Annotated in this window: 23 protein-coding genes; 21 read left to right on the forward strand and 2 right to left on the reverse strand. The window is 51.9% G+C overall.

Annotation, left to right across the window (positions count from 1 at the left end; genetic code table 11):
- The first annotated feature begins 73 nt into the window (after window positions 1-73).
- From FE848_RS17530 to FE848_RS17565, 8 genes are all read left to right on the forward strand, one after another.
- Window positions 74-1,132: a C4-dicarboxylate TRAP transporter substrate-binding protein gene (locus tag FE848_RS17530; protein WP_200205153.1), complete on the forward strand. Its 1,059-nt coding sequence runs from the start codon at window positions 74-76 to the stop codon at window positions 1,130-1,132.
- Between the two features lie 78 nt (window positions 1,133-1,210).
- A complete protein-coding gene (locus FE848_RS17535) occupies window positions 1,211-1,645 on the forward strand; it encodes a PaaI family thioesterase (protein ID WP_200205154.1) in 435 nt (144 codons plus the stop codon).
- 165 nt (window positions 1,646-1,810) lie between these two features.
- A complete protein-coding gene (locus FE848_RS17540) occupies window positions 1,811-2,887 on the forward strand; it encodes a C4-dicarboxylate TRAP transporter substrate-binding protein (RefSeq protein WP_200205155.1) in 1,077 nt (358 codons plus the stop codon).
- Between the two features lie 117 nt (window positions 2,888-3,004).
- On the forward strand, window positions 3,005-3,595 hold the full coding sequence (locus FE848_RS17545; protein WP_200205156.1) for a TRAP transporter small permease: 591 nt from the start codon (window positions 3,005-3,007) through the stop codon (window positions 3,593-3,595).
- Window positions 3,595-4,941 (forward strand): TRAP transporter large permease, encoded by a 1,347-nt coding sequence (locus tag FE848_RS17550; RefSeq protein WP_200205157.1) that lies wholly within the window; start codon window positions 3,595-3,597, stop codon window positions 4,939-4,941. The genes FE848_RS17545 and FE848_RS17550 overlap by 1 nt, the downstream gene beginning before the upstream one ends.
- 197 nt (window positions 4,942-5,138) lie before the next feature.
- Window positions 5,139-6,299, forward strand: coding sequence for an acyl-CoA dehydrogenase family protein (locus tag FE848_RS17555; RefSeq protein WP_200205158.1), 1,161 nt, complete (start codon window positions 5,139-5,141; stop codon window positions 6,297-6,299).
- A gap of 33 nt (window positions 6,300-6,332) precedes the next feature.
- On the forward strand, window positions 6,333-7,421 hold the full coding sequence (locus FE848_RS17560) for an acyl-CoA dehydrogenase (RefSeq protein ID WP_200205159.1): 1,089 nt from the start codon (window positions 6,333-6,335) through the stop codon (window positions 7,419-7,421).
- Window positions 7,422-7,438: 17 nt separating this feature from the next.
- A complete protein-coding gene (locus FE848_RS17565) occupies window positions 7,439-8,224 on the forward strand; it encodes an enoyl-CoA hydratase/isomerase family protein (RefSeq protein WP_200205160.1) in 786 nt (261 codons plus the stop codon).
- A 20-nt stretch (window positions 8,225-8,244) separates the two neighbouring features.
- Here FE848_RS17565 and FE848_RS17570 read toward each other — a convergent pair whose 3' ends face one another.
- On the reverse strand, window positions 8,245-9,150 hold the full coding sequence (locus FE848_RS17570) for a LysR substrate-binding domain-containing protein (RefSeq protein ID WP_200205161.1): 906 nt from the start codon (window positions 9,148-9,150) through the stop codon (window positions 8,245-8,247).
- Between the two features lie 160 nt (window positions 9,151-9,310).
- Here FE848_RS17570 and FE848_RS17575 point away from each other — a divergent pair, with 160 nt between their 5' ends.
- The 10 genes from FE848_RS17575 (at window position 9,311) to FE848_RS17620 (ending at window position 21,781) form a co-directional block, all read left to right on the forward strand.
- Window positions 9,311-10,141: a MaoC family dehydratase N-terminal domain-containing protein gene (locus tag FE848_RS17575; RefSeq protein WP_200205162.1), complete on the forward strand. Its 831-nt coding sequence runs from the start codon at window positions 9,311-9,313 to the stop codon at window positions 10,139-10,141.
- 3 nt (window positions 10,142-10,144) lie between these two features.
- Window positions 10,145-11,308: an acyl-CoA dehydrogenase family protein gene (locus FE848_RS17580; RefSeq protein WP_200205163.1), complete on the forward strand. Its 1,164-nt coding sequence runs from the start codon at window positions 10,145-10,147 to the stop codon at window positions 11,306-11,308.
- A gap of 30 nt (window positions 11,309-11,338) precedes the next feature.
- Window positions 11,339-12,532 (forward strand): CaiB/BaiF CoA transferase family protein, encoded by a 1,194-nt coding sequence (locus FE848_RS17585; RefSeq protein WP_200205164.1) that lies wholly within the window; start codon window positions 11,339-11,341, stop codon window positions 12,530-12,532.
- A 31-nt stretch (window positions 12,533-12,563) separates the two neighbouring features.
- Window positions 12,564-13,379, forward strand: coding sequence for an HpcH/HpaI aldolase/citrate lyase family protein (locus FE848_RS17590; protein ID WP_200205165.1), 816 nt, complete (start codon window positions 12,564-12,566; stop codon window positions 13,377-13,379).
- A 63-nt stretch (window positions 13,380-13,442) separates the two neighbouring features.
- The gene (locus FE848_RS17595; RefSeq protein WP_200205166.1) at window positions 13,443-14,555 is read left to right on the forward strand and encodes an HlyD family secretion protein; all 1,113 of its coding nucleotides are present in this window, start codon (window positions 13,443-13,445) and stop codon (window positions 14,553-14,555) included.
- Complete coding sequence (locus FE848_RS17600; RefSeq protein WP_200205167.1) at window positions 14,542-16,101, forward strand: DHA2 family efflux MFS transporter permease subunit; 1,560 nt, start codon at window positions 14,542-14,544, stop codon at window positions 16,099-16,101. The genes FE848_RS17595 and FE848_RS17600 overlap by 14 nt, the downstream gene beginning before the upstream one ends.
- Before the next feature lie 131 nt (window positions 16,102-16,232).
- Window positions 16,233-17,357, forward strand: coding sequence for an acyl-CoA dehydrogenase family protein (locus tag FE848_RS17605; RefSeq protein ID WP_200205168.1), 1,125 nt, complete (start codon window positions 16,233-16,235; stop codon window positions 17,355-17,357).
- Between the two features lie 57 nt (window positions 17,358-17,414).
- Window positions 17,415-19,091 (forward strand): long-chain fatty acid--CoA ligase, encoded by a 1,677-nt coding sequence (locus FE848_RS17610; RefSeq protein WP_200205169.1) that lies wholly within the window; start codon window positions 17,415-17,417, stop codon window positions 19,089-19,091.
- Complete coding sequence (locus tag FE848_RS17615; protein ID WP_200205170.1) at window positions 19,084-20,133, forward strand: MBL fold metallo-hydrolase; 1,050 nt, start codon at window positions 19,084-19,086, stop codon at window positions 20,131-20,133. The genes FE848_RS17610 and FE848_RS17615 overlap by 8 nt, the downstream gene beginning before the upstream one ends.
- Window positions 20,134-20,197: 64 nt before the next feature.
- Window positions 20,198-21,781: a class I adenylate-forming enzyme family protein gene (locus FE848_RS17620; protein ID WP_200205171.1), complete on the forward strand. Its 1,584-nt coding sequence runs from the start codon at window positions 20,198-20,200 to the stop codon at window positions 21,779-21,781.
- Between the two features lie 81 nt (window positions 21,782-21,862).
- Here the strand turns inward: FE848_RS17620 and FE848_RS17625 are convergent, their stop codons facing one another.
- Window positions 21,863-22,642, reverse strand: a complete 780-nt coding sequence (locus FE848_RS17625; protein ID WP_200205172.1) for an enoyl-CoA hydratase-related protein — start codon at window positions 22,640-22,642, stop codon at window positions 21,863-21,865.
- A 235-nt stretch (window positions 22,643-22,877) separates the two neighbouring features.
- Between FE848_RS17625 and FE848_RS17630 the strand changes: the two genes are divergently transcribed.
- The 3 genes from FE848_RS17630 to FE848_RS17640 all read left to right on the forward strand — a co-directional run bounded on the left by FE848_RS17630 (window position 22,878) and on the right by FE848_RS17640 (window position 24,712).
- Entirely contained in the window at window positions 22,878-23,087 is a 210-nt protein-coding gene (locus FE848_RS17630) for a hypothetical protein (protein ID WP_200205173.1), read from the forward strand.
- Window positions 23,088-23,101: 14 nt separating this feature from the next.
- The gene (dctP, locus tag FE848_RS17635; protein ID WP_200205174.1) at window positions 23,102-23,944 is read left to right on the forward strand and encodes a TRAP transporter substrate-binding protein DctP; all 843 of its coding nucleotides are present in this window, start codon (window positions 23,102-23,104) and stop codon (window positions 23,942-23,944) included.
- Window positions 23,945-24,289: 345 nt separating this feature from the next.
- Window positions 24,290-24,712, forward strand: coding sequence for a TIGR00366 family protein (locus tag FE848_RS17640; RefSeq protein WP_200205175.1), 423 nt, complete (start codon window positions 24,290-24,292; stop codon window positions 24,710-24,712).
- Window positions 24,713-24,722 lie beyond the last annotated feature (10 nt).

Raw genomic sequence — 24,722 nt, forward strand, 5'->3', positions numbered from 1 at the left:
TATCAATAAATTATAGAGGTTGTTGATAGTTCACAGTGTTAGTTTGATAAGTACAACAACAAAGGAGTAAGTCATGATGATAAATAAGCTGCTTACTGGCTTAGCAATTAGCCTTTTCTCTATCTCCCTCAGTGCTGAAACCACGTTACGATACTCCGAAACCGGGCCAAACCGAGGCACCCGGGCTCAGGCTATCGAATACTTCATGAAAAATGCGACTGAACTGAGCGGTGGCGAGCTGAAATTCGATATTCATTGGGGGGGCGCCCTGCTGGACTACAAGGCCGCAGCTAATGGATTGTCAGTTGGTACGGCAGATATTGGTTCCGTGCTCGCGGTCTACGAACCTACCAAACTGAAGGCTTTGGCGATTGGTGATATCCCTCACCAGTCTGCTGACCCCTGGGTGGGCATGCGGGCCATGTACGAGCTCATGAATACGAATGAGGACCTCGAGAGACTTTTACAGAAGGAAAATCTGGTTTATCTGACCAACTTTTCAAGCAGTGGTGTTCAGTTTGAATGTTCCGGATCCAACAAAATTGAATCTATCGACGATATTAAAGGGAAGAAAATCAGAGCAGTAGCTATTTACAGCAAGGTTTTGAACGATCTTGGTGCCGAAATTGCGAGTGTAACCGCAGGTGAAATCTATCAGGCGCTTGATACCGGGCTGGTGGATTGCAGTGCCAGCTATTTGTACACCGTGAGAGCGCTGAAAACCTTTGAGGTGATTGATCATCTGTCCCTTTCCGACTGGGGGCAGGTTTCTGGCTTTGCCATTGTCATGAATGGGGATAGCTGGTCATACCTGAGCGAGCCGGAGCAGGAGGCGCTGAAAGAGGCTGGCTCGAATATGATTGATTACTTTGCTCGCCTTCAGGTCGAAGAGATGAACGGTGTTGTTGATGGTCTCACGACTGGCGAAATTGGCAACCAGGTCCCGGTGACGAGGTGGTCACAGGATGAGCGCCAGAGGCTGATTGATGCTTCTGCCAGCTACACCGAGGATTGGATTCAATTGATGAATAAATCCGGTGTTGACGGTCAGAAAATATGGGATCAGTACATGGAAATCGTTGCCAGGTATGAGAAAGAGAAGGACGAGCTAGGTTATCCGTGGGAGCGTTAAGTTCGGCGGGTATGTGATTAACGTGGTTCCGCTGTCTGCAAAGGGGCAGCGGAACCACTGGAGCGAAGTGTGAGCTGTATGAGTCAGGAAAATATTGCGTTGGAAACGGCCAACATGAGTGGCTTTCGGGAGGTTTTGGGGTTTGCTATCGAGGAGTGGGGGCCGGGTTACGCGGTAATCACCGCGCCGGTGCAGCCCAGACACCTGAATCGAAATGGTCTGGTGCACGGAGGAGTATTTGCCTCTTTACTCGACAGTGCAGCAGGGCTCTGTGGGACATATTGCACGGTCCCGGGTAATGTCCGACGTTGCATAACCATTTCGATGAGCACTCAATTTGTAAATGCCGTTAAGGAAGGATTTTTACGGGTTGAATCCAGGATGGTAAGTCGGGGGCGCAAGATCTTCTTTGCTGACGTAAGCATTACCTGTGAGGGCAAAGTCATAGCTACAGGGCAGTTTTCGCTGAAGTACGTGTCAGGCGGTGAAGACGACGAAGGGGTAAGCCTGTAGGGAATGAGTAGCCCATACAATTACAGCATGGTGACCATAAAATATGGTGAGTTGTTGTTATTGGTTGGTGGTGTTAGTTTTTGTGCAGGTAAGAGCGTTTTCAGTAGATTATTTTCCTGGTTATATAGCCAGTGCCAAAAGGCATAAAAACAAGAGGTAAAGCAGATGGCCTTTAACAAATTTTTGAAGTCGGTCGTTGCCGGTTCGGTGATTTCACTTTCTACCATAGGGGTTGTCGCCGCTGAGACAACGTTCCGATACGGCGAAGCGTCCCCTAACCGCGGAGCCCGGGCGGAAGCGCTGCAGTATTTTGCCGACCAGTTGGAGTCAAGGTCAGGTGGCGACCTTAAACTCGATATCCATTGGGGTGGCGCGCTGCTGAAGTACAGTGCGATTCTTGGTGGGGTCCGCTCGGGTGCTGCTGATATGGGTAGTGTGCTTGCCGCCTACGCGCCGCAAGAGATGAGAGCGCTGAGTGTCGGTGATATACCGGTTCCGCAGTCTGATTCGTGGGTTGGCATGCGGGCAATGTATGAGCTGATGGCTACAAACCCAGAAATGCAGAGGGCGTTTGAAGACAATGGTGTTGTGTATGTGACCAACATGACGACGAGTCCTATGCAGTTTGAGTGCGCCGGAAATACTCGGCTTGAGTCTCTTGCTGACTTTAAAGGGAAGAAAGTTCGTGCGTCAGCCATCTACGCCAAGATTTTGAATGATGCCGGTGCAAATATGGTTAACTTTGTATTTTCAGAAGTTTATCAAGCACTGGACACCGGGCTGGTAGATTGCTCTGGTACTTACCTGTATGCCATGCGAGCCTTTAAGACCCCGGAAGTTGTAAGCAGTGTTGCTGTAATGGATTGGGGGCAGATTGCCGGTTTTGGCATGCTTATGAATAAGTGGAGTTGGGATGACCTTTCCAGTGAACAGCGCAGTTTGTTCCGGCAGATTGGTTCCGAAATGATCGATTACTATGCCCAGAAGTTGGTTGAGGAGCGCCGGGAGGTCTTGGCGGAATTGCCTACGGGTTCTTTGGGTAACAAGGTGGAGGTCATCAGCTGGTCTGAAGAGGCCCGGGCTGAGCTCTTCGCTGAGTCGGATAAATATGTCCAGGAATGGATTCGTGATATGGAAAAAGCTGGTTACAACGGCACCCAGATCTGGGACGACTATCAGGCACTTCTGAAAAAGTATCAAGGCGAGCTGGACGCAAAGGGTTATCCCTGGGCGCGTTCCTGATCCGCACCTGATGGGGCAGGCCGTATGGCCTGGCCCATCACTCCTCTGAGTAAAAACAACCACAATTTTCAAGGCTGAGCTGGTGTTGTGCTGCCAGGTCTTCGCTGGGAGGTGTGTATGGCGAATTTACAGAACCAAAGCTCTCAGGCTATGCCTTCGGCCACCATAAGAATGCTGGTGTGTTCCCGGGGCTTTCTGGCCGGGGTTGAAAAAGTCTTTCTTTACGTTGGTGCGATTTGTGTATTTGCGCTGGCGGTGTTGATTTCGAGTAGTGTATTCCTGCGCACGGTTTTTAACACGGGCATTCCTGATGAAATCGTCATTGTTGGCGAGTTTATGATTGGCGCACTGATTTTACCTCTGGCGTTTGTGGCTGCAGATCGAGGCTTTATTACGGTAGAAATTTTCACACAGGGGTTTGGGGTTAAAGTTCAGCAGGTGCTGAATGTGCTTACTTCAGTTTTCGGAGTTATTGCTGTCGCACCAATTACATATGCGGCATACCTGACGTTTTTTGATGTTGTTGATTCTGGCGCATACTTTTTCGGTTTGCTTGAATTGCCTAAGTGGCCGGGCAGAAGTCTGTTCTTCTTTGGTTATATTTTGTTTTTTATAAGGCTTATTGATCTTTCAATTTTTGATCTTCTGGTTGCGTTCGGAGTCGTGGATGCTCCGGTAGAAGAGTCTGACGAAGAGGGTGCTTACTAATGGAACCTACAGTTATTGGTGCTTGGGGATTTGGTACAGCCTTACTTCTTCTTTTTTTGCGTGTCCCTATAGCATTCGTGCTTGTGGGAGTGGCATCTGTCTGCTCCCTGATCACCTATGCATGGCGCCCGGGCAGTGACTTTATCTTTGAACGCGGTATGCGGCCGGCCCTTGCTTTGATTGAGTCTAACGCGTTCGATTTCATCCACTCATATTCGCTCAGTATGATACCGCTGTTTATTGCGGCAGGGCATATTGCTTATCACACCAGGATAACCACAGATATCTATGAGGCGGTTCGTGTCTGGCTGGCGAAGATGCCTGGTGGGCTAGCGGTGGCATCGTTGTTCGGGTGTGGTGGTTTTTCTGCCATTACTGGTTCAAGCCTGGCTTGTGCATCGTCTATGGGGCGGATCTGTGTGCCGGAGATGCTCCGATATGGGTACAACAAGCAGCTGGCAACATCTACTGTTGCAATGGGGGGCACCCTTGGTTCGCTTATCCCGCCGAGCGTTTTGTTTATTCTGTACGGTATGTTTACTGAGCAGTCGGTTAACAAACTTTTTCTGGCGGGGGTGTTGCCAGGGATTCTGACCATTGGCGGCTTCATTCTCGTTGTCATGGTGTGGGCAACGCTTAAGCCCGGGCATGCGCCGGCGCCAAAGGACATCGTGATCACAAATCGTGACCGTTTGAACGCTGCGGTCAAGGGTTGGCCTGCGTTGATGCTTATGTTCATCATCATTGGTGGCATTTACGGTGGCGTGTTTACAGCGACAGAAGCGGCAGCGGTTTGTTTCATCTTTGCGGTGGGCTTTGGGGTAATCTCAAGGCGGCTGACCTGGGCTGATTTCCTGAGTTCAATGAAGGAAACCACGTACCAGACAGCTTCTTTGTTCTTTATTGCTGTTGGTGCGAAGATTTTTGTTTCGTTTGTATCGTTGACCGGTGTAACCGGCGCTTTCGTAAGCTTTGTAAATGGGCTTGGTCTGGAAACCTGGCAGGTTCTGTTTTGCATTGTGTTGTTGTATATCGTGCTTGGGATGTTCCTGGACTCAATTGGCACTATGCTGCTGACGCTTCCGTTCGTTATTCCTGTGGTTGAGGGGATGGGGATGGATCTGATCTGGTTTGGTGTGGTTGTAGTTAAGCTTCTTGAAATCGGGCTGGTCACTCCGCCGTTGGGGATGAACGTCTTTGTCATAAATAGTGTTGTTGGCAAAGAAATTAAAGTGCATACGATTTTCTCAGGTGTGATGAAGTTCCTGACAGTGGACCTTATTGTTCTTGGTTTGATCGTTGCATTCCCAATCATTTCGTTGCTTATCCCCAACTCCATGGGGTAGATGGGTGAAAGGGCGGAACGGTGATGCTGAGTTTTTATAAGTCTTATCATTCTTTGGTATTTGTAACCCTACAATGATTGCTTGATATTAGTCATGCATTGTTGTTTCTTGAATCCCTTATTTGGGGAAGGGTTTTCTGGGTGCAGAAAGCCCTTTTTTTTTGCCATATTCATTTAAATCAACAGCGAGTATGTGTGATGGCTGGAATCCGATTTAATTTTCCTGCTCCTGAAATTGATCAAAGCATCAATGAACTCAGAAACGAGGTAAGGGCCTTTCTTCACGAAGAGATTCGCGGGGGAGGTTTTGTTCCGGTAGCAGACTGCTGGTGCGCGGGGGTCGATCGGAACTTCAGTCGTAAGCTCGGGCAGAAAGGCTGGATCGGTGTCACCTGGCCAAGGGAGTACGGTGGCCAGGAACTAAGTGCCCTCCACCGGTATGTGATCACCGAGGAATTGTTGGCAGTTGGTGCTCCTGTGCATGCGCACTGGATTGCGGACCGGCAGAGTGGGCCGCTGATCCTCGCGTCAGGTACCGAGGATATGAAACGGAATATTCTGCCGCGTATCGCAGCCGGGGAGTGCTTCGTCGCTTTGGGTTTGAGTGAGCCCGAGGCAGGGTCTGATCTGGCTTCCGTAAAAACCCGTGCTCGAAAGGTTGATGGCGGCTGGGAAATTACCGGTACCAAGCTGTGGTCGTCTGGCGCCCAACATTGTCAGTATATGACCGTTCTGGCGCGTACCTCGGACCCTGTCGAAGGAAGTCGGCATGAAGGGTTAACCCAGTTTCTGGTCCCCCTTGACTCCCGGGGTGTGACCATAAGCGGCATTCGGGATATGAGTGGTGTGGAGCACTTCAACGAAAGCCACTTCGAAAGTGTGTTTGTGGCAGATGATTCAGTGCTTGGCCAGGTGGGTGAGGGGTGGAAACAAATTACCAGCGAACTGGCCCTTGAGCGGTCAGGGCCAGAACGGTTTCTCAGCACATTTATAGCTGTGGAGCGGGTGCTTGAGCAAGCGTCCAGAGATCTGACAGATCGGGAGGCCACTGTGCTTGGAGGAATCGTTGCGCGGGTCAGGGCGTTGCGAGCGATGTCTCTTGGTGTTGCAGCGCTGTTAGAAGAGGGTAAGTCGCCGGACGTTGAAGCGGCGCTGGTAAAGGATTTGGGGACGCGCTTTGAGCAAGACGTTGTCGAAAGGTTGCGTGAGTTCGGGCCAATCCTCTGGAAGCGGGGGAGTGGTGACCTTCTTGATGACGTGATGGCAGACAGTTTGCTGCGCCAGCCATCGTTTACGTTGCGAGGGGGCACTAACGAAGTTCTCAAAGGTATCGTGGCTCGCGGTATCGGACTTCGATAAGCCGCATCTCACCGAAAAGACTAAGGATATGTTATGAACGAGACAGACCTTCTGATTCTTGATGCTGCCGAACGGCTGATGAGTGATTTCTGCACCACTGAGGCTGTCGCCCGACATGAAGCGGGTGTTGTATCTGCTGAGCTCGCTGAAGCAGTCATGGACTCCGGGCTTCCGATGGCGTGGGTGCCAGAGCACTTTGGGGGAGTCGGTGGGTCACTGACGCTTGGCTTTGACTTGATCCGCAAATCTGCGTCTTACGCCCTTCCTTTGCCTCTTGCAGAAACCCTCGTGGCAAATCTTCTGTTGGCAGTCAGTGGGCTTTCGGTCCCGGGTGGTTGGGCTGCCCTGGGCTACGATGGAGGTGCACTTCCTGTGTCTGAGCGCGGTGAGGTGGACGGCACTATAGAGATGGCTTCCGGGGCAAAGGAAGCCTCTGTGATTGTGGTTCCTGTGCTGGAAAAAGGGTATCTGCGAATAGCTTCTTTTGCGCCTTCAACTATTGATCTGGAGCATCGCCGGAACCTTGCCGGAGAGGTGCGGACCAGGGTGATTTTACGGTCGGCGATACCAAGCCAGTTGTCCGGGCGTATCAAGACTATCAGCGAGGATGGTGTTCGACAGTTCTGTGCACTGGTGCGCGCGGCACAGATTGCCGGTGCACTCGATAGAGTGAGCGTCCTGACAGCTGCATATGTAGCGGAGCGAAAGCAGTTCGGGAGAGCTCTTGGGAAGTTCCAGGCTATTCAGCATCGTATAGCAGATATCGCCGGGGAAACAGCTCTGGCAGGCGCCGCAGTACAGCAAGCTACAAGGATGCTTGGGGCTTGTGAGCATCCTCTGCTTGGTGATCACTCCACTGCGATATCTATCGCTACTGCCAAGGTTCTTGCTGGGGAGGCGGCCCGAAAAGTGCCCCAGGATGCGCATCAGGCCCATGGCGCGATGGGATTTAGTTATGAGTACCCATTACAACACTTTACCCGCCGGGTCTGGAATTGGCGGGAGGAGTTTGGGTCTGAGTTTTATTGGTCTGAGCGTATCGGTTTCATGATTAAAGACGAAGTTCAGGCTGGCCCGGAAAGTTCGGTATTTGGGCTGGCATGGGATTTCGCCACCCGATAAGAGATGGAGAGTGTGTTGTGACCGTTTATAAAGATCTGAATGTGCAGTGGTGTACTGAGCACGTGGTGCTGGTTGAGATATGTCGTCCTCCCACTAATTTTTTCGATGTGGAGCTGATAGAGCATCTGGCAGATGTTCTCGAAAACCTGGAGGCGAACGATCTTTGCCGCGCTGTTGTGTTGGCTGCTCAGGGGCGGGTGTTTTGCGCAGGCGCAGATTTTTCTGGTGGTGGATCGGACCTGTTCGATAACAATGCTGAGAGTAACGCATTAACCCTGTATCAGGCAGCGCTGCGACTATATCGTTTCAGAAAGCCTATTGTCGGGGCTATCCAGGGGCCTGCGATTGGTGGTGGGCTTGGCCTGGCACTCGTTCCCGATTTTAGGGTCGTTTGTAATGAAACTCGTTTTGCGGCGAATTTCGTTCAACTTGGGGTTCACCCTGGCTTCGGGATCAGTCTGGTTCTTCCGCGGTTGATTGGCCAGCAAAGCGCAAACCTGATGTTGCTGACCGGGCGCCGAATCAAGGGCGAAGAGGCGCTTCGGTTCGGTTTGGCCGATCTGCTGGTCGATGCGGGAGAGGTTCGTTCCGCTGCTATCGAGCTGGCCACCGAGATCGCCCTTTGCGCACCGCTTGCGGTTGAGTCAACCCGCTCTACCTTACGCCATGGCTTGGCGGACGAGTTGAAATCTCATCTTGAGCATGAGTTTGCAGAGCAGGTTCGTTTGGCTAACACGCGGGATCATTTAGAGGGAATGAAGGCGGTATCCGAACGACGAGCCGGCGTATTTCATCGAAGCTAGGTGTTTCTGGGTTGCCGGGCTTAATTGCCAGACTCCCCGGCAAGGCTCTGGAATTGTTCGATCAGGGCTTTGCCACACTTAGGCAGTGCGTCCAGCTCCCTGACAATCAGGCTGCGTTCCCGTTCGGCCCAGTCATCTGCAAGTTCAACAGTGTGGATATCCATGAAGGCAGCGTAACGATGTGCAATAGAGCGGGGCAGGATACTTATGCCTACACCTCTGCTGACCATGCGGCAGGCGGATTCAAAGCCGTAAACCTGGATGCGCATTTGAAGCTCAAGGCCGGCATCGTGGGCCTGACTTTTCAGAAACTGAAACAGGGTGCTGGTTTCATGTAGGCCGATATGTGGATGGCCGAGGCTCTCCCTGAACGTGATCGTTGTCTGCCTGGCAAGTTCGTGATCATGCGGTGTTACCAGCACCAGTCGGTCGACGCTGAAGGGAATGACCTGGAGCTTTTTTGCATCTTTTAAGGGGCCGGCGATAACGCCAAGGTCTGAGGAGCCGTCAAGCACGCCACGAATAATTTCATGGGTCATGCGCTCTTGTAGGTCAATGGTCACACCAGGGCGTTCAACCAGAAAGCGTGCCAATACATCGGGCATGAAATCGCTAACCGCGGTTGTGTTGGCAAAGATTCGTAAGTGGCCGGACTGGCCCTCGGCATACTGCGAAAACTCATCTCGGATGTAGTCGACCTGCCGCATGATAGCCCGGGCATGGATGAGCAGGTCGTGTCCGGCAGGTGTCAGTTCCACGCCCTGACTGTCACGGTAAAACAGCCGGGTTTCGAGCTGACCTTCAAGGGATTTGATGCGCATGCTCGCAGCAGCGGTTGAGAGGTTGGCCCGGCGAGCACCGCTGGTCAGGCTGCTCGCCTCCGCGACGTGGATGAACAGGTTCAGGTCGGGAATGTTGAAATGCATGGTCATCGAAGCCGGTTAGGTATTGGAGGAGCAGGTAGGTTAGCAAGATGTTCACGAAAACCAAAAGGACCCTTGCGGAAAAACAAATTCTAACACGCAGAGTATAACGGCATTATTAGGAAAATAGAGAATCCAGAATAAAGATTGATAGAGGTTTGATATGGCAAGTTCACCACAAGATTGGATTGGCAAGCGGGAAACACGCAGTGACAGGCTTGATCCAGCGCATGCAGAACGTATTGCCGCAACGCTCGACAGGACCGCGCCGGCAGAGGGAGACTCTCTGGCTCCCTTGTGGCATTGGGCATACTTTCAGATTCCGGTTCCACCTTCCGGAACGGGGCCGGATGGGCATATCGCCCCCGGTGGTTTTTTGCCCAAATCTGCGGGTGACACCCGCATGTGGGCAGGTGGCCGGGTAGAGTTTCACCAGCCCTTTAAAGTCGGGGTGGTGGCTGAGCGTAGTTCAGAAATTCTTGCCGTTCAGGAAAAAGTGGGCAGAGCCGGTAAATTGTTGTTTGTGACGGTAGGCCATGAATACCGACAGGCCGGTGAACTGTGTATTTCTGAAGAGCAGGATATTGTCTACAAGGCTCCGGCGCCCCCCCGCCTGTCTCTGGATAAGCCGATTAAAGATGCAGAGTGGAGCCAGGCTATTACGCCATCACCCCTGCTATTGTTCCGCTATTCCGCGGTCACGTTCAATGGCCATCGTATTCATTACGATCATCCGTATACCACCTCGGTGGAAGGATATCCGGATCTGGTGGTCCACGGTCCGCTGATTGCCACTTTGATGTTGCAGGCATTTCTGGAGGCCAATCCAGGCTTGCGTCCGAAAAAACTGTCCTATCGTGGTTTGCGCCCTCTGACAGTCAATAAAAGTTTTAACGTAGAAGGCCGAATGGATGGCGAAAGTCGCGCACTGCTTTGGGCCGCCAATGAGGATGGCCCTGCGCATGAGGCCGAAATTGAATTTGAGGAGAAATGAGAGATGACTAGCCCTTCTTTGGAAAAATATGAAGATATTCGTGAAGGTGTGCGTGGGTTGTGCGCTGAGTTTGATGCGGCCTATTGGCGCGGTGTTGATGAGCGCAAGGCGTTCCCGGAAGAATTTGTAGAAGCGATGACCAAGGCTGGCTGGCTGGCAGCGATGATTCCTGAGGAATATGGCGGATCCGGCCTTGGCGTTGCAGAGGCCTCGGTCATCCTGGAAGAGGTTAACCGCGCTGGTGGTAACTCCGGAACCGTGCACGGGCAGATGTACAACATGTTTACTCTGTTGCGTCATGGTAGCGAGGAGCAAAAGCAGAAGTACCTGCCACGAATCGCTGCAGGTGAGCTGCGTTTGCAGTCCATGGGTGTAACCGAACCAACGACCGGCACGGATACAACCAAGATCAAGACCACCGCCGTTAAACGGGGCGACAAATATGTCATCAATGGTCAGAAAGTGTGGATCTCCAGAATCCAGCATTCGGACCTGATGATTCTGCTTGCCCGGACAACGCCGCTGGAAGAAGTGACCCGTAAAGCTGAGGGCATGTCGATCTTTATTGTCGATCTGCACGAAGCTATTGGTAACGGCCTGACCGTTCAACCGATTGCCAATATGGTCAATCACGAAACCAACGAGCTGTTTTTTGACGACCTGGAAATTCCGGCGGAGAACCTGATCGGAGAAGAAGGCAAAGGCTTCCGTTATATCCTTGATGGCTTGAACGCAGAACGGGCCCTGATTGCCGCCGAGTGCATTGGCGATGGCCGCTGGTTTATCGAAAAGGCCAGAAACTACGCCAATAACCGGGAAGTGTTTGGTCGTCCTATCGGTAAAAATCAGGGGATTCAGTTCCCGATTGCCAAGGCGCACATAAACGTTGAGGCCGCAGACCTGATGCGCTGGAGAGCGTGTGAAGAATACGACAGCGGCCGCAACGCCGGCGCCAGTGCCAACATGGCTAAATATCTGGCGGCTGAGGCTTCCTGGGAGGCGGCTAACGCGTGCCTGCAGACCCATGGCGGATTTGGTTTTGCGAATGAGTACGACGTTGAACGGAAGTTCCGCGAAACCCGCCTGTATCAGGTTGCGCCTATCTCAACCAACCTGATCCTGTCTTACGTTGCGGAGCACTTGTTGGAGTTGCCTCGTTCATTCTGAGAATCTGCGGTTCGGGATGGTATTGTGGAGATGGAAAGTCGAAGACAGCTTCCTTTGGAGGGGGTGACCGTTGTAGCGCTTGAGCAGGCGGTTGCCGCTCCTTTATGTACCCGCCATCTGGCGGAGCAGGGAGCCAGGGTCATCAAGATCGAGCGGCCGGGCGAAGGCGACTTCGCCCGGGGCTACGACACCCGGGTTAAAGGCTTGTCTTCGCACTTTGTCTGGGCGAATCGGTCAAAGGAAAGCTTGACGCTTAATGTCAAGTCAGAGGCCGGGCAGCGGATCCTTCACCAGCTTCTATCGACAGCGGATGTGTTTGTTCAGAATCTGGCGCCGGGTGCGTGTACGCGTCTGGGGCTATCCTTCTCCACGCTTCATTCCAGATATCCGGGGCTGATTGTTTGTGACATCTCGGGTTATGGGCAGGGTGGCCCTTATCAGGATAAGAAGGCTTATGACCTTCTTATCCAGAGTGAGAGTGGGTTCTTGTCGGTCACCGGAAGCCCTGAAGAAGGCGGGATGGCCAAGGCGGGTTGCTCTGTCGCTGATATATCAGCGGGTATGTACGCATACTCATCAATTATGTCGGCACTTTTGCTGCGGGCTCGGACTGGCGAAGGATCTCACATAGATGTGTCGATGCTCGAATGTCTGGTCGAGTGGATGGGACACCCTCTCTATTACAGTTTTGAAGGGGCGCAGCCACCTCCCAGAGCCGGAGCTTCCCACGCAACAATCTACCCCTACGGCCCGTTTTCTATTGGTGATGGCGGCGTGGTGATGCTGGGTCTGCAGAATAACCGGGAGTGGAGGGTCTTTTGTGAGCAGGTCTTGCAAGATGGCAGTCTGGCGTCTGATCCCCTTTATGTGGATGTGCCTTTAAGGTCGGAACACCGGGTTGAGCTTTCGGCTCGGATAACCGACGCATTCCGCTCAATGTCGACGCAAGATGTGCTCAACCGCCTCGATGATGCCGGTATCGCCAATGCTTTGGTAAACAATATGGCAGATGTGTGGGCTCACCCACAACTTCAGGCCCGCGGCCGCTGGCAGGAAGTGCAAACACCTGCTGGTGTCATTCCATCATTGAAGGCACCTGGAATCTGGTTTGATGAGACCGTTTCCGCCGTTCCTGACTTGGGCGAGCACACGACAGCGATTCTCAGTGAATTGGGCTACAGCGAGAATCAAACGCATAACTTTATTAATCAGGGCGTCGTCTGACGCCCTATCCATTGTTAACAGGAGTCTGGCCATGACCGCCAACGACTTGACCACCATGCTTTTTGTTCCGGCAACGAAGCCTGAACGCATCCCTAAGGCAGTTGCTTCCGGTGCCGCTGCGGTGATCGTGGATCTTGAAGATGCTGTCCCAGCGGGAGCAAAGGAGGAGGCCCGGGCTGCTCTGGACCTTTTCCTGGCCACGAATCCGGAATCTGCGGTTTTCGTACGTGTGAATGCTCGTGGAACCGCGGAGTATTCTGCAGATATTGATCTGTGTCGCAGGCATACAAACGTTGCAGGAATCGTGTTGCCGAAAGCGGAGTCCGCCGCTGATATTGTTTCTGCTGCAGAGGTGGGAAAGCCAGTGATTCCTCTGATCGAAACGGCGTTGGGCATCAGGTCTGTGAATGAGATTGCGGCAGCCAGAGGGGTCGAAAGGCTCAGTTATGGGGGGCTTGACCTGAGCGATGACCTGGGCATTGAAGGGGGAACTGAAGGCGCCCAGGTAATTCTCGACCATTGCCGGTATCAATTGCTGATTGCTTCCCGAGTTGCGGGACTTCCGGCGCCGATTGAGACCGTGTTTCCGGTCTTTGATGACCCTGATGCGGTGACACAGCGTGCTCGCCGGGTTCGCAACATGGGCTTTGGCGGTATGTTGTGTATTCACCCGAAGCAGGTTGGACCTGTGCAGTCAGGATTTGCACCGACCCAGGAACAGGTGGCGTGGGCGGAACGCGTGATAACCGCTGCAGAATCAGCCGAAGGGGCGTTCAAGGTCGATGGTCAGATGGTTGATGCACCTGTAATCGCCATGGCGAGGAGCATCTTGGCGCGCGTCGCTTAAGCCTCGATGCTGCGCTAGCCGTACAACGTTTTAGTCCACAAGAATCACAAAAAGGACGAGACCATGCCCAATCCTGTGATGAGGATGTCGCACATTCAAGGCCGGGTGACAGCGAGGCTTTTGGTCACTCTGGTATCGGTTGTCGTGTTGTTGCTGCTTGTTGCCCAGTGGTTTTTTTACCGGGTTAGTCATGTGCACGTAGTGGATGCCCGAATCAAGAGCGACATGGTTGCCGTAGCATCCAGGTTGCCGGGGTGGCTGGAGCATGTCGCAGTTAATGAGGGCGATGAGGTCGCAAAGTCTCAATCGCTGGTTACCATTGACAGTGGAGAGCTCCGCCTGGAACTGGAAGTCCTGGTGAGTCGGCAGGCCACGTTGCGCGCGGAGCAGAATCGTCTTGACGCAGAATTGGCCTATGTTGCAGCTGTAGACCGGGCCGAACTGCTTCTGGCTGAGGAAGCCGTAGCGAGGGCTCAGATTGAACTTAATCAGGCTAACCTGGAGCTTAAAAAGGCTGCCGCTGACTTGAGGCGTTTGGAGGGAATGACTGCAAACGCAATGGTTTCAGCGCAGCAGCTCGCAGATGCGGTTTATCGGCGAGAGCAAGCAGATGTCAAAGTCAGTTTTGCGGGAAGCGAGCTCCGGTCAACAAAGGCAGCTTTGGAGAAGGCCCGAGCCTCTTTGGCGCGCAAGGATGTGCTTGCCGGACAAAAGGGTGTTGTCACTCAGGAAATTGCTGAGCTTGACGCAGAGGAGCAAAGGCTTCGCCTGAGACTTCAGGACCACAGTGTGCGCAGCCCGCTGTCTGGTCGGGTCACCAAGGTTTTTGTCGAACAGGGTGAGTTTGTGCAGGTGGGGCAGACGCTGATGCTAGCCTATTCGCCGGACTCTCTTTGGGTGGAGGCCAATGTCAAGGAGACGGTTATCCGGAAGGTTTCCTCGGGCCAGGCTGCGGTGATCACCGTAGATGCAATGCCGGAACATACGTTTCAGGGTGAGGTGATCAGGGTCGGCTATGCAACCACCAGCGAGTTTGCGCTGATTCCCAGCCCGAATCCCAGTGGTAATTTCACTAAAACCACCCAGCGTATACCTGTTCGCATTCGCTTTGATGCGCCTGACCAGCGGCTACGCCCGGGCATGATGGTCGAGGTTGGAATACGTGTCCGGGATTGATCAGCTGTTTGATCGCTACGGACCTGCCTACAAGTGGCTAAGCACTTTGACGGTCATGCTTGGTACGTTGTCGATGACGCTTGCAGCAACCATTGTCAATGTAGCCATTCCGGACGTCATGGGCAATTTTGGAATTGCCCAAACCAAGGCTCAGTGGCTTTCGACCGGATTTCTGGCGGCCATGGCGTCTTTTATGCTGTTGAGTTCGTGGGTGCTTGAATCCTTTGGGATGAAGGCTGCCTATATTGGTGCGATGGTCATTTTCATGCTTGCTGCGGCGATTGGCGGCATGAGCGTGCACGAAGATATGGTCATTGTTTCCCGGGTGGTGCAGGGGGCAATGGCGGGTATTATTCAGCCCTTGGCTATGACTGTTATTTTTCGCGTATTTCCGTCTGATCAACGGGGATTAGGTATGGGGGTTTATGGTCTGGGCGTCATTCTCGGACCCGCTGTCGGCCCTGCCTTGGGAGGCTTTCTTGTTGATCTGATGAGTTGGCGGGCAGTTTTTTTTCTGCCGCTACCAGCGTGTCTCGTTGGAATAGTTCTGGCGCTCTTTTTTGCGCCTGACCGTGAGTCAGACTCCGTACGTAGCCCCTTTGATTGGGCCGGCTTTCTCCTTTTGTGCACTGCTCTTTCTGCGTTGTTGTGGACACTGTCGAACGGCCAGCGTCTGGGCTGGAATTCGTTTTCAATTGCGGGGGGCGGCGCGCTCGCAATTGCGGCTGCGGTGATCTTTGTTGTTTGGGAGTGGCGAAGTGACAAAGCACTTCTGGCAGTGAGGATCTTTGCCAACCCCGGGTTTGCGGCAGGATCTTTGGTGGCCTTTTGTTACGGTGCCGGGCTGTTTGGTTCAACTTATCTGGTGCCTTTGTTTGTACAGGAAATTCAGGGTTTCACCGCGACAGCCTCAGGCCTTCTGCTGATGCCCGCGGGACTTGCGATGGGGTTCATTTTTCCCATTGCCGGCAAAATGAGTGATCTCTATCAGGCCCGTATCCTGATTGCTTTAGGTGTGATGCTCTTTGCATGGTCCTGCTGGGAACTGGCCAAGGTGGATGTGAGCACCTTGCCCTGGGTACTCGGCGGCTGGGTGTTGGTGGGGCGCTTGGGACTAGGGCTGGGAATGCCGTCTTTGAGTACCGGGTCGTTAAAGGTGCTTCCGGATCATTTACTGAGCCAGGGGGCCGGAGCAAACAACTTTGCCCGGCAGTTAGGGGGGGCTGTTGGGGTGAACGTACTGGCTGTCGTTCTGGAGTGGCGAAGTTCTTTTCACGCAGCAGCGATTGCCAGCACCCAGACATCAGGAAATGTTGTAACCAGTCAATGGCTCACGGCCATTGAAAACGGGTATCAGGCGGTTGGCCTCAGCCCGGAGCTGGTTGGGATGTTTGCTCGGTATCAGTTGGGGGAGTTGGTCTGGTTTCAGGGATATGAGAGTGGTTTCAGGGATAGCTTTCTGGTTCTGGCATTGATTTTTGGATTTGCACTGTTGCCGGCCTGGCTGATGAAAGGTGCAAGCAGTAGCCGTTACCAGAATTGCTAATGAAAACATTCATTATTGCCATTGGGGAAAGTCTGTTTGGCTTTTACTCTGGAGTTGAGTTCTTGAGCCAAGTGGCCTGAATAACAAATAAAGAGGACAAAATTTTGGACCAACAGTACAGATCTCCGTGGATGACTGAAGAGCTGGAAATTTTCCGTGATTCGGTACGCAAATTCCTGGAAAAGGAATTCGTGCCTAATCAGGACCGCTGGGGAAAACAGGGTTTTGTTGATCGAGAGGCCTGGTCCCGCGCCGGTGAAATGGGCCTGCTGTGTGCAAGTATTCCGGAGCAATATGGCGGCGGCGGCGGTGATTTTACCCATGAGGCCATCATCAACATCGAAATTACCCGGGCCTTGGTCAACTTTGGTATTGGTGTGCATAACGGCATTGTGTCGCATTATATCCTCGCCTATGGCAGTGAAGAGCAGAAGCAGAAATGGCTGCCACGCATGGCAACCGGTGAGTTGGTGGCTGCGATTGCCATGTCTGAGCCAGGGGTTGGTTCCGATCTTAAAAGTGTTCGGACCAAGGCGGCCCGAGATGGTAAGGACTATGTAATCAACGGTTCTAAAACGTTCATTACCAATGGCTACCACGCTAATCTGATCTGTGTTGTTGCCAAGACCAACCCTGAGCTGGGAGCCAAGGGCATATCGCTGATCATGGTTGAAACGGATGAGGTTGAGGGGTTCAGGCGGGGTAAGTTGCTGGAGAAAATCGGCCAGAAAGCTCAAGACACTGCAGAACTTTTTTTTGATGACGTTAGGGTGCCGGCGAGTAACTTACTTGGAGCAGAGGAAGGAAAAGGCTTCGTCCAGCTTATGCAACAGCTGCCGCAGGAGCGGATGATCATCGCTCTGGGTGCCCAGGCCAGTATGCACCGGGCTATTGAGTTTACCCGTGAGTATGTCCGTCAACGGGAAGTGTTCGGCCAGAGCCTCAGTGAAATGCAGAACACCCGCTTCAAACTTGCTGAATGTCAGACCGTTGCCACGATTGCGACCACGTTTGTTGATCAGTGCATGATGCAGCTGCTGGCCGGCGAGCTCGATACGACTACCGCAGCAATGGCAAAGTGGTGGACCACCCAAAAGAACTGCGAGGTAATTGATGAGTGTCTTCAGTTGCACGGTGGCTACGGTTATATCCTCGAGTATCCGATCGCGAAGATGTACGCCAATGCCAGGGTCAGCAAGATCTATGGCGGCTCTAACGAGATAATGAAAGAGCTGATAGCAAGAAAAATGTTCTGACTAAGAAGTCAGAATTTCGGAAATTGAGAAAATAGACGTTAACGCAGGAGAATAAATATGAGTGCTGCGACACATGGGTATTGGCCCAAAGGGTTCCCCAAAGAGCTCCATATCCCGAGGACAAGTCTTTACTATAACCTTGAGGTGGCCACCAGACGTTACCCTGACAAACCAGCAGTTGTGTTTTATGACACTGTGTTGACCTATTCTGAATTGTCGCAACAGGTCGAGTTGCTGGCAGGTTACCTGCAGAAAGTATGCGGGGTTAAGCCCGGGGACAGGGTGGCACTGTATTCGCAGAACTGCCCTCAGTTTGTGATCGGGTATTACGCTGTTTTACGCGCCCAAGGTGTGGTCGTGCCGGTGAACCCGATGAACCTTGGTGAGGAGCTGCGCTACTGTGTAACTGACAGTGGCGCAAGAGTGGCCCTCGCGGCGCAGGAATTGTTCAGTAACGCGGAGCCACTTTTGTTTGCCGGGGATCTGGATCATCTGATTGTCCACACCTATTCTGATTACATTGAGGAGGATACGGATCTTAACCTTCCGGCTGCGGTCCAGGAACCCCGGGTTCCACATTCCGGTGCTGGCATTGTGCTGTGGGCAGATGCACTGGCCGAGAGCCATAAGCCGGAGGTGTTTTCTGGTAACAGTGAAGATCTGGCTGTGATCGGTTATACGTCTGGAACCACTGGAAACCCAAAGGGGTGCGTTCACTCACACTTCACAGTGATGGCTTCGATTGAAAGTTCGAAGATCTGGCGCGGTGGTTCGTCGGCACAGACGGCTCTGGCGATAGCTCCCCTATTTCATTTCCTCGGCATGCAAGGCGGTATGAATTCGCCACTGCTGACTGGCGCCACCTCTGTGTTGATGCAGCGCTGGGACCGAGATGTTGCACTGACGCTGATTGAACGTTATGGGGTGAGTGTCTGGAGTGCGCCCCCTTCTATGATTGTGGATTTCTTTTCGAACCCCGCTTTGGCGGGTCGGGACATTTCAAGCCTGACTCGATTGATGGGTGGTGGTGCAGCAATGCCTGAAGCAATCTCCAAAAAGTTGAGGGATGAATTTGATATCTCCTACAACGAGGCTTATGGGCTGAGCGAGACAGCGGCCTTCATTTTGGGTAACCCGGTAGAGCGGGGCAAACGGCAATGTCTTGGCATTCCCAGCTTTAATGTGGACGCACGAATTGTCGATCCGTCTACGCTCAAGGAATTGCCTCAGGGCGAGACAGGTGAAATTGTTCTGCACGGTAACCAGGTTATGCTCAGCTACTGGAACAACCCTGAAGCTACGGAGAAGACTTTCTTAGAAATTGACGGCAAGCGATTTCTGCGCACGGGGGATCTGGGCTACATCGATGATGAAGGCTATTTCTTTATGGTTGACCGGCTCAAGCGCATGATCAATGCGTCTGGGTTCAAAGTATGGCCGGCGGAAGTTGAGAGTATTATGTATGGTCACCCGCATATACAGGAAGCTTGCGTGATTGGAGCCCCGGATCCGAAGCGTGGCGAGACTGCGCGGGCGCTGGTCGTTCTGAAAATGGACGCGCCTGAAAATATTTCAGAGGCCGATATAATTGCCTGGTGCAGGGAGAATATGGCTGTGTATAAGGTGCCCACCTCTGTGCAGATTGTAGACGCGCTACCCAAATCCGGTACCGGTAAGATCATGTGGAGAAAACTGCAGGACGAAGCGTTCGAGGAGAGCGCAGCTAATGTCTGAGGCAGCTGCGAAAGTGCAGGGTGTAAGGTACAGCCCGGGGCAGGCCGAAATGTTGGAGGTAGCGCCGAATGTATACTGGGCTCGCATTCCGCTGGCAGGGAAGCTGAATCACATAAATGTCTGGCTTCTACGCGATGCAGATGGGTTTACTCTGATAGATACTGGTATGAATACCCCGGAAGCCAGAGATGCTTGGCGAGCTCTCATGGCTGAAATGCCGGATGGGATGCGTATCAAGCGTGTTATTGTCACCCACCTGCACCCAGATCATGTCGGCTTGGCTGGCTGGTTGATGGAGAGTGGTGCTGAAGAGTTCTGGATGACCCGGACGGAGTATCATACCTGTCAGACAATGATCTCCCATGCGGAGGACGATCAAACGCCTGATGACTTTAGAGAATTTCAGATAGCGGCAGGGTGGTCGGATGATGCGATAGAAGGTTACCTGAACCATTACCCTAATTATGGCAAGCGCATCTATCGGTTGCCCCGAAGCTATAGGCGCCTTGAAGAAGGCCAGTGCCATCAATTTGGAGGCCATGAGTGGAAAGTGATCGTTGGAAGCGGCCACTCTCCAGAGCATGCATGTCTTTATTCAGAAAAGAGCGGCCTGTTCATTTCGGGGGATCAGGTGCTGCCCGGAATCTCATCTAACGTATCGGTGACTCCTTTAGAGCCCAATGCAAATCCAATGGAGGATTGGCTTGCCTCATTGCGAAAACTCAAAAACGAAGTGCCAGATGATGTGCTCGTCTTACCGGCCCATCAACGTTGTTTTGAAGGGTTGCATGCACGGATTGATAGCTTACTGCATAGCCAGGAAGAAGCTTTCAATCGTTTACGAGATGCGTTATCAGAAGGACCAAAGAGAGTTGTTGATCTGTTCGAGGTCATCTTCGGCCGCCATATAAATCACGATAACTTCATGATCTTTAATCTTGCGACAGGCGAAGCTCTGGCTTGTCTGAATTATCTTATCAGTGAGGGAGCAGTTGAGTTTTCGGTCGATTCTCGGGGCGCTCATTGGTATGGACTAAGGTAAGCATAATCCGGGTCAAAGCTGTGCTTGATGTTGCGTCAAAAAATAAGTTTTATCGGGAGTTATGATGTCTTCAGCAAAACTTGGTTGTGATTCAGGGCAAGCATCATCTATCGCCGTTCAGAATCTGCTGGAGAGGGCTGCCGAACTATGGCCGGACAGCCCTTCTGTAACATTTGAAGATCGAACCTTCTGCTGGCGAGAGACTTATCAGCGCTGTTGCAGCTTTGCAGACGTGTTAGCCGCGAAAGGAGTTGTTGCGGGGGATCGTATCGCCTATCTGGGTTTCAATTCGCATTGGTGTTTTGAGCTTTTTTTCGCTGCCCCCAAAGCAGGCGCTATCGCGTTACCTCTGAACTTCCGGCTCTCCATCTCTGAGATGATTGCCTGTATGGAAGATGCCCGGCCTGAGCTCTTGTTAGTAGACGAACATCACCTTGAGCAGGCTCATATGTTGCTGGATGCCTGTCCTTGGCTGAAGACCATCATCTATACTGGTAATGGTGCACCTCCGGCAAATATGGAAGGGTACGAAAATCTTTTGTCTCCACCTCATGCGCAGTGCCCCGTCGGCAGTAGTGGTGATGACACCCTTGTGATTTTTTATACCGGTGGTACGACGGGACGGTCAAAGGGAGTCATGCTCACTCATAATAACCAGTTCACGAACGCATTGGGGGGATTATCCTGGTATCGGATGACGGAACGGGAAACCCACTTGCTGGCGAGCCCTTTGTTCCATACCGCAGCAGGGTCCCGGGTGTTCACAGTAACTATGACTGGCACCCATTCTGTCATTTTGTCTCGGTTTGATGTGATGGCCGTCATGGATGCGGTGCAACGGTACCGCGTCAATACAATGCAGATCGTGCCCACCATGTTGCAGATGATGCTTGAACATCCTCAGTTTTCTGACTTTGAATTTTCCAGCCTTCGCCTGATTACTTATGGCGCGGCACCGATGCCGGTTGCTTTACTTGAGCGGGCCTTGAAGGAATTGCCCGGCGTTTCGTTTGCCCAGTCTTATGGTATGACAGAGGCATCGCCCGTGGTTTGCGTACTCGATGGTGATGACCACTCTCTCGCACCCGAAAGGTTGACACGTCTTGAGTCTGTGGGGCGCCCAGTATTCCATAACCATGTCCGAATTGTAGATTCGCAGCGAAAGGTTTTGCCTGTAGGGCAGGTGGGTGAGATTGCAGTAAAGGGCTCTAACGTGATGAAAGGGTATTGGCGGGCGCCTGAGCTCACAGAAGCTGTTTTGAGTGATGGTTGGTATTACACCGGGGATAGTGGTTACTTTGATGAAGGTGGATATCTTTTCCTGTCTGGCAGGATCAAAGACATGATTGTCAGCGGTGGAGAGAATGTGTATCCGATCGAGGTCGAGAATGTACTGTCACGATATCCGGGTGTAGTTGAGTGTGCAGTGATTGGTATTCCCCATGAAAAGTGGGGCGAGGCTGTCCATGCGGTTGTAAGGTTGGCAGAGCCCGGCAGTGCGACCGAGCAGGATATAAAGGACCATTGTCGTGAGCTTATTGCACATTACAAATGCCCTGTTGCAGTGACTTTTGTCGATGAGCCTTTGCCGATTTCGTCTGTTAACAAGATTCTGAAGTCGGCTGTCAGGAAAATGATTGTTGAGTGAGCTGGGTAAATTTGTGGAGGCGCGAGGTTAACGCCGCAGACTAGTCGAAGGCTGGACTGCGGCGTATGCTGTGCCCGTTGTTTATTGCCCAGTGTATTCAGGCCTTTGCTTGCTCTGATGTGCGCGTATTCCTTCAGCAAAGTCATCCGTGTTGAAGGCTATTTGCTGGCACTTCGCCTCAAAACTTAAGGCGCTATCCAGGTCCTCTACGTTAGCCTTTTCAATTTCGCGCTTAATCAGCCCCAGCGCCTTTGTTGGCCCCGAGGCCAGGTCCTTTGCGAGCGAGCAGGAAGTTTCCTCAAGCTTATCATTATCGACGATTTGATGAATAAGCCCCCATGCAAGCCCTTGCTGTGCTGTAAATTTACCTCCAGTGAGTGCTAGTGATGCGGTCCGTTTTGCACCTATGGCCCGGGTCAGAAACCATGAGCATCCACCATCCATCACTGCCCCTATACGGGCAAATGATAGGTGGAAAGTAGCATCCCTGTTAGCCACCATCAGGTCAGCTGCCAGGGCCAGGCTTACTCCAGCTCCGGCTGCAGGGCCGTTTACCGCGGCAATGACCGGTACTGGAAGCTGAGTGATCAGTCTTATGATCTGGTTTATTCCTGCTTCGACTTCATCCCCGATAGTGTCACGCCGCCCGAGGATTTTATCTGGCTGGACATCTGCTCCTGTACAAAACCCCCGACCGTTAGCCTGAATTAGAAGGGCCCTGCACGAGAGGCGTGTGGACTGTTGCTGCAGTAAATTCAGAAGCTCCTGGCGCATAGAGGGGCTGAGCGCGTTGAGTTTTTCGGGGCGATTCAGTGTAATAGTCAAAACGTCATTTTTTTCTTCACTCAGTAAGTCTGGCATTGGTTTCCTCTTTTAATGATGGTCATTTCCTGAATTCTCGAAGATAGTAGAGATATCTCTGCGTTTTTAGTATCAATCAATCCCTTGCTAGGGTTCCAGGTAGTCTATTTTTATATGGATTCTATCCAGCATAGGTATTTGTTGTATTTTCAAAGGGTACTAGTTTTGAATGGTGCAGAACAATATCTCTTCTGCTCTCAATAAAAGCAAAACAATATGATCTGGAGATTTGAGTATGGTGCATGAAATCAGGTGGTTTGTGATGGTTGTGTTATTAATATTTGGTGGCATTTCACAAGCCTCCGCAGCCGTCACACTGCGTTATGCTGAGGCTGGTCCAAATCGTGGAACTCGTGCTGAAGCTGTCCAGTTCTTTGCCGATGAAGTGGAAAGGCTTTCCTCTGGAAATCTAATAATTGATATCCATTGGGGGGCGCTCTTTTGAAATGGAGTGGCGTAATGGAGGGCGTCTCAGCAGGAAGTGCAGATCTGGGCAGCGTGTTGTCTTCCTATGAGCCACAGGAGCTAAGAGCCCTAGGAATCGGTGATATCCCCCTCGAATACTCCGACCCGTGGGTCGGCATGAGAGCGATGTTTGATTTGATGACTACAGACCAACAGCTCAAGCAATCACTTGGCAATCAGTCATTGGTATATCTCAGTAATTTCAGTACGTCTGGCGTTCAGTTTGAGTGTACTGCAGGTAACCAGATCCTTTCAGTAGAAGATATAAAGGGTAAACGTATCCGGGCTACTGGTACATACAGTAATGTGTTATCGGATCTTGGTGGTAGCATGGTAAGCATGACTTTTGGTGAGGTTTACCAAGGTCTTGATAGCGGGCTTCTGGATTGTCTCGGAAGTTATTTTTATACCATGAGAGCATACAAGACATACGAGGTCGTCGAGACCGTTACCCGTGTTGACTGGGGACAGTTACTTGGATTTGCGATAGTAATGAACCAGTACGTGTGGTCAGACCTCAACGAAGGTCAGCAGAAAATTATGCTTCAGGCAGGATCTAATATGATAGATCACTTTGCCAAACTAATAATTGAAGACGCCGGTGATGTTGAAAATAGTCTTAATAATGGTACTTTCGGAAAAGTTGTACCAGTTACTCGTATTTCCGAGGGTGAGCGTCAGAAAATACTCGATGCTACGCTAAAGTACCGTGATAGCTGGATTTCAGAAGCTAATGATATGGGGCTGTCCGGCGAGAAAATATGGGCCAACTATATTGATTTGCTGAAGAATTACCAAGATAAGCTGGAGGCCTCTGGTTACCCTTGGGAGAAATAAATTTCTAAGTTGCCAGCGCTGGCTTTGATGGCTCGTCAGGTAATACTGACGGGCCTCTCCTACCACGAGTAGTGCTCACCCGCCACTTTTCAGTTTTACCTCTTCGTTATACAAGCCAACGATAACCGTCTTTAGTCCGCTTGGTCGAAAATGGATTGGCGGCACCCGCGCCTATTGGTTTTCTTTTGTGTCTATGTCAGAAAGTTCTGTATTTTTAGTGCCTTAAGGGACCTTTCAAAAAAAGCGAATTCTAAAGCTGTCGATAAACAGCGAAGATGGGCGTGGGTAGTCCGTTGGCTGAGATGACCCTTCGGCGCACTTAATACAAAAAAAACAGGAGCGGAAATGAGAGCATTAGTTACCTTTTTTACTAACCTGGTGCACAGGTATATGCCTGATGCCTTTGTGATCGCAATAGCGCTTACGCTTCTCACGATCGGTCTTGCGGTGGTTGCGGAAGGGGTTTCGGTGGCGAAAGCGGTCACGCTGTGGGGCGATGGCTTCTGGTCGCTTCTATCATTTGCCATGCAGATGGCGATCATTCTGATTTCCGGGTATGTACTGGCTAAAACGCCATTGGTGGATCGCTTTCTGGATGCGATCACAAGCAAAGTCACTTCTCCTCGTAAGGCTATTGTTATCGCAACGCTGGCGGGTGCGGTGTTTTTCAAGATAGTTGACACTGTTTCTGTGTTTAAGCCGCGTCTTTTTCTACGGCGCATTTTTCCGGATTCAGTGTCGTTGGCCCAACGGGCTCGCAATTTCTGACCTGGCGACT

It is taken from the genome of Marinobacter sp. 1-3A, from assembly GCF_016597775.1.
Taxonomy (GTDB): Bacteria; Pseudomonadota; Gammaproteobacteria; order Pseudomonadales; family Oleiphilaceae; genus Marinobacter; species Marinobacter xiaoshiensis.

What these genes read in the sequence shown, in the direction of transcription:
- FE848_RS17580 (WP_200205163.1), top strand. Translation starts at nt 10,145, where the DNA reads ATGACTAGCCCTTCTTTGGAAAAATATGAAGATATTCGTGAAGGTGTG.
- FE848_RS17605 (WP_200205168.1), top strand. Translation starts at nt 16,233, where the DNA reads ATGACTGAAGAGCTGGAAATTTTCCGTGATTCGGTACGCAAATTCCTG.
- FE848_RS17595 (WP_200205166.1), top strand. Translation starts at nt 13,443, where the DNA reads ATGCCCAATCCTGTGATGAGGATGTCGCACATTCAAGGCCGGGTGACA.
- FE848_RS17625 (WP_200205172.1), bottom strand. Translation starts at nt 22,642, where the DNA reads ATGCCAGACTTACTGAGTGAAGAAAAAAATGACGTTTTGACTATTACA.
- FE848_RS17530 (WP_200205153.1), top strand. Translation starts at nt 74, where the DNA reads ATGATGATAAATAAGCTGCTTACTGGCTTAGCAATTAGCCTTTTCTCT.
- FE848_RS17630 (WP_200205173.1), top strand. Translation starts at nt 22,878, where the DNA reads ATGGTGCATGAAATCAGGTGGTTTGTGATGGTTGTGTTATTAATATTT.
- FE848_RS17545 (WP_200205156.1), top strand. Translation starts at nt 3,005, where the DNA reads ATGGCGAATTTACAGAACCAAAGCTCTCAGGCTATGCCTTCGGCCACC.
- FE848_RS17590 (WP_200205165.1), top strand. Translation starts at nt 12,564, where the DNA reads ATGACCGCCAACGACTTGACCACCATGCTTTTTGTTCCGGCAACGAAG.
- FE848_RS17575 (WP_200205162.1), top strand. Translation starts at nt 9,311, where the DNA reads ATGGCAAGTTCACCACAAGATTGGATTGGCAAGCGGGAAACACGCAGT.
- FE848_RS17585 (WP_200205164.1), top strand. Translation starts at nt 11,339, where the DNA reads ATGGAAAGTCGAAGACAGCTTCCTTTGGAGGGGGTGACCGTTGTAGCG.
- FE848_RS17620 (WP_200205171.1), top strand. Translation starts at nt 20,198, where the DNA reads ATGTCTTCAGCAAAACTTGGTTGTGATTCAGGGCAAGCATCATCTATC.
- FE848_RS17540 (WP_200205155.1), top strand. Translation starts at nt 1,811, where the DNA reads ATGGCCTTTAACAAATTTTTGAAGTCGGTCGTTGCCGGTTCGGTGATT.
- FE848_RS17555 (WP_200205158.1), top strand. Translation starts at nt 5,139, where the DNA reads ATGGCTGGAATCCGATTTAATTTTCCTGCTCCTGAAATTGATCAAAGC.
- dctP (WP_200205174.1), top strand. Translation starts at nt 23,102, where the DNA reads ATGGAGGGCGTCTCAGCAGGAAGTGCAGATCTGGGCAGCGTGTTGTCT.
- FE848_RS17550 (WP_200205157.1), top strand. Translation starts at nt 3,595, where the DNA reads ATGGAACCTACAGTTATTGGTGCTTGGGGATTTGGTACAGCCTTACTT.
- FE848_RS17610 (WP_200205169.1), top strand. Translation starts at nt 17,415, where the DNA reads ATGAGTGCTGCGACACATGGGTATTGGCCCAAAGGGTTCCCCAAAGAG.
- FE848_RS17640 (WP_200205175.1), top strand. Translation starts at nt 24,290, where the DNA reads ATGAGAGCATTAGTTACCTTTTTTACTAACCTGGTGCACAGGTATATG.
- FE848_RS17535 (WP_200205154.1), top strand. Translation starts at nt 1,211, where the DNA reads ATGAGTCAGGAAAATATTGCGTTGGAAACGGCCAACATGAGTGGCTTT.
- FE848_RS17615 (WP_200205170.1), top strand. Translation starts at nt 19,084, where the DNA reads ATGTCTGAGGCAGCTGCGAAAGTGCAGGGTGTAAGGTACAGCCCGGGG.
- FE848_RS17570 (WP_200205161.1), bottom strand. Translation starts at nt 9,150, where the DNA reads ATGCATTTCAACATTCCCGACCTGAACCTGTTCATCCACGTCGCGGAG.
- FE848_RS17560 (WP_200205159.1), top strand. Translation starts at nt 6,333, where the DNA reads ATGAACGAGACAGACCTTCTGATTCTTGATGCTGCCGAACGGCTGATG.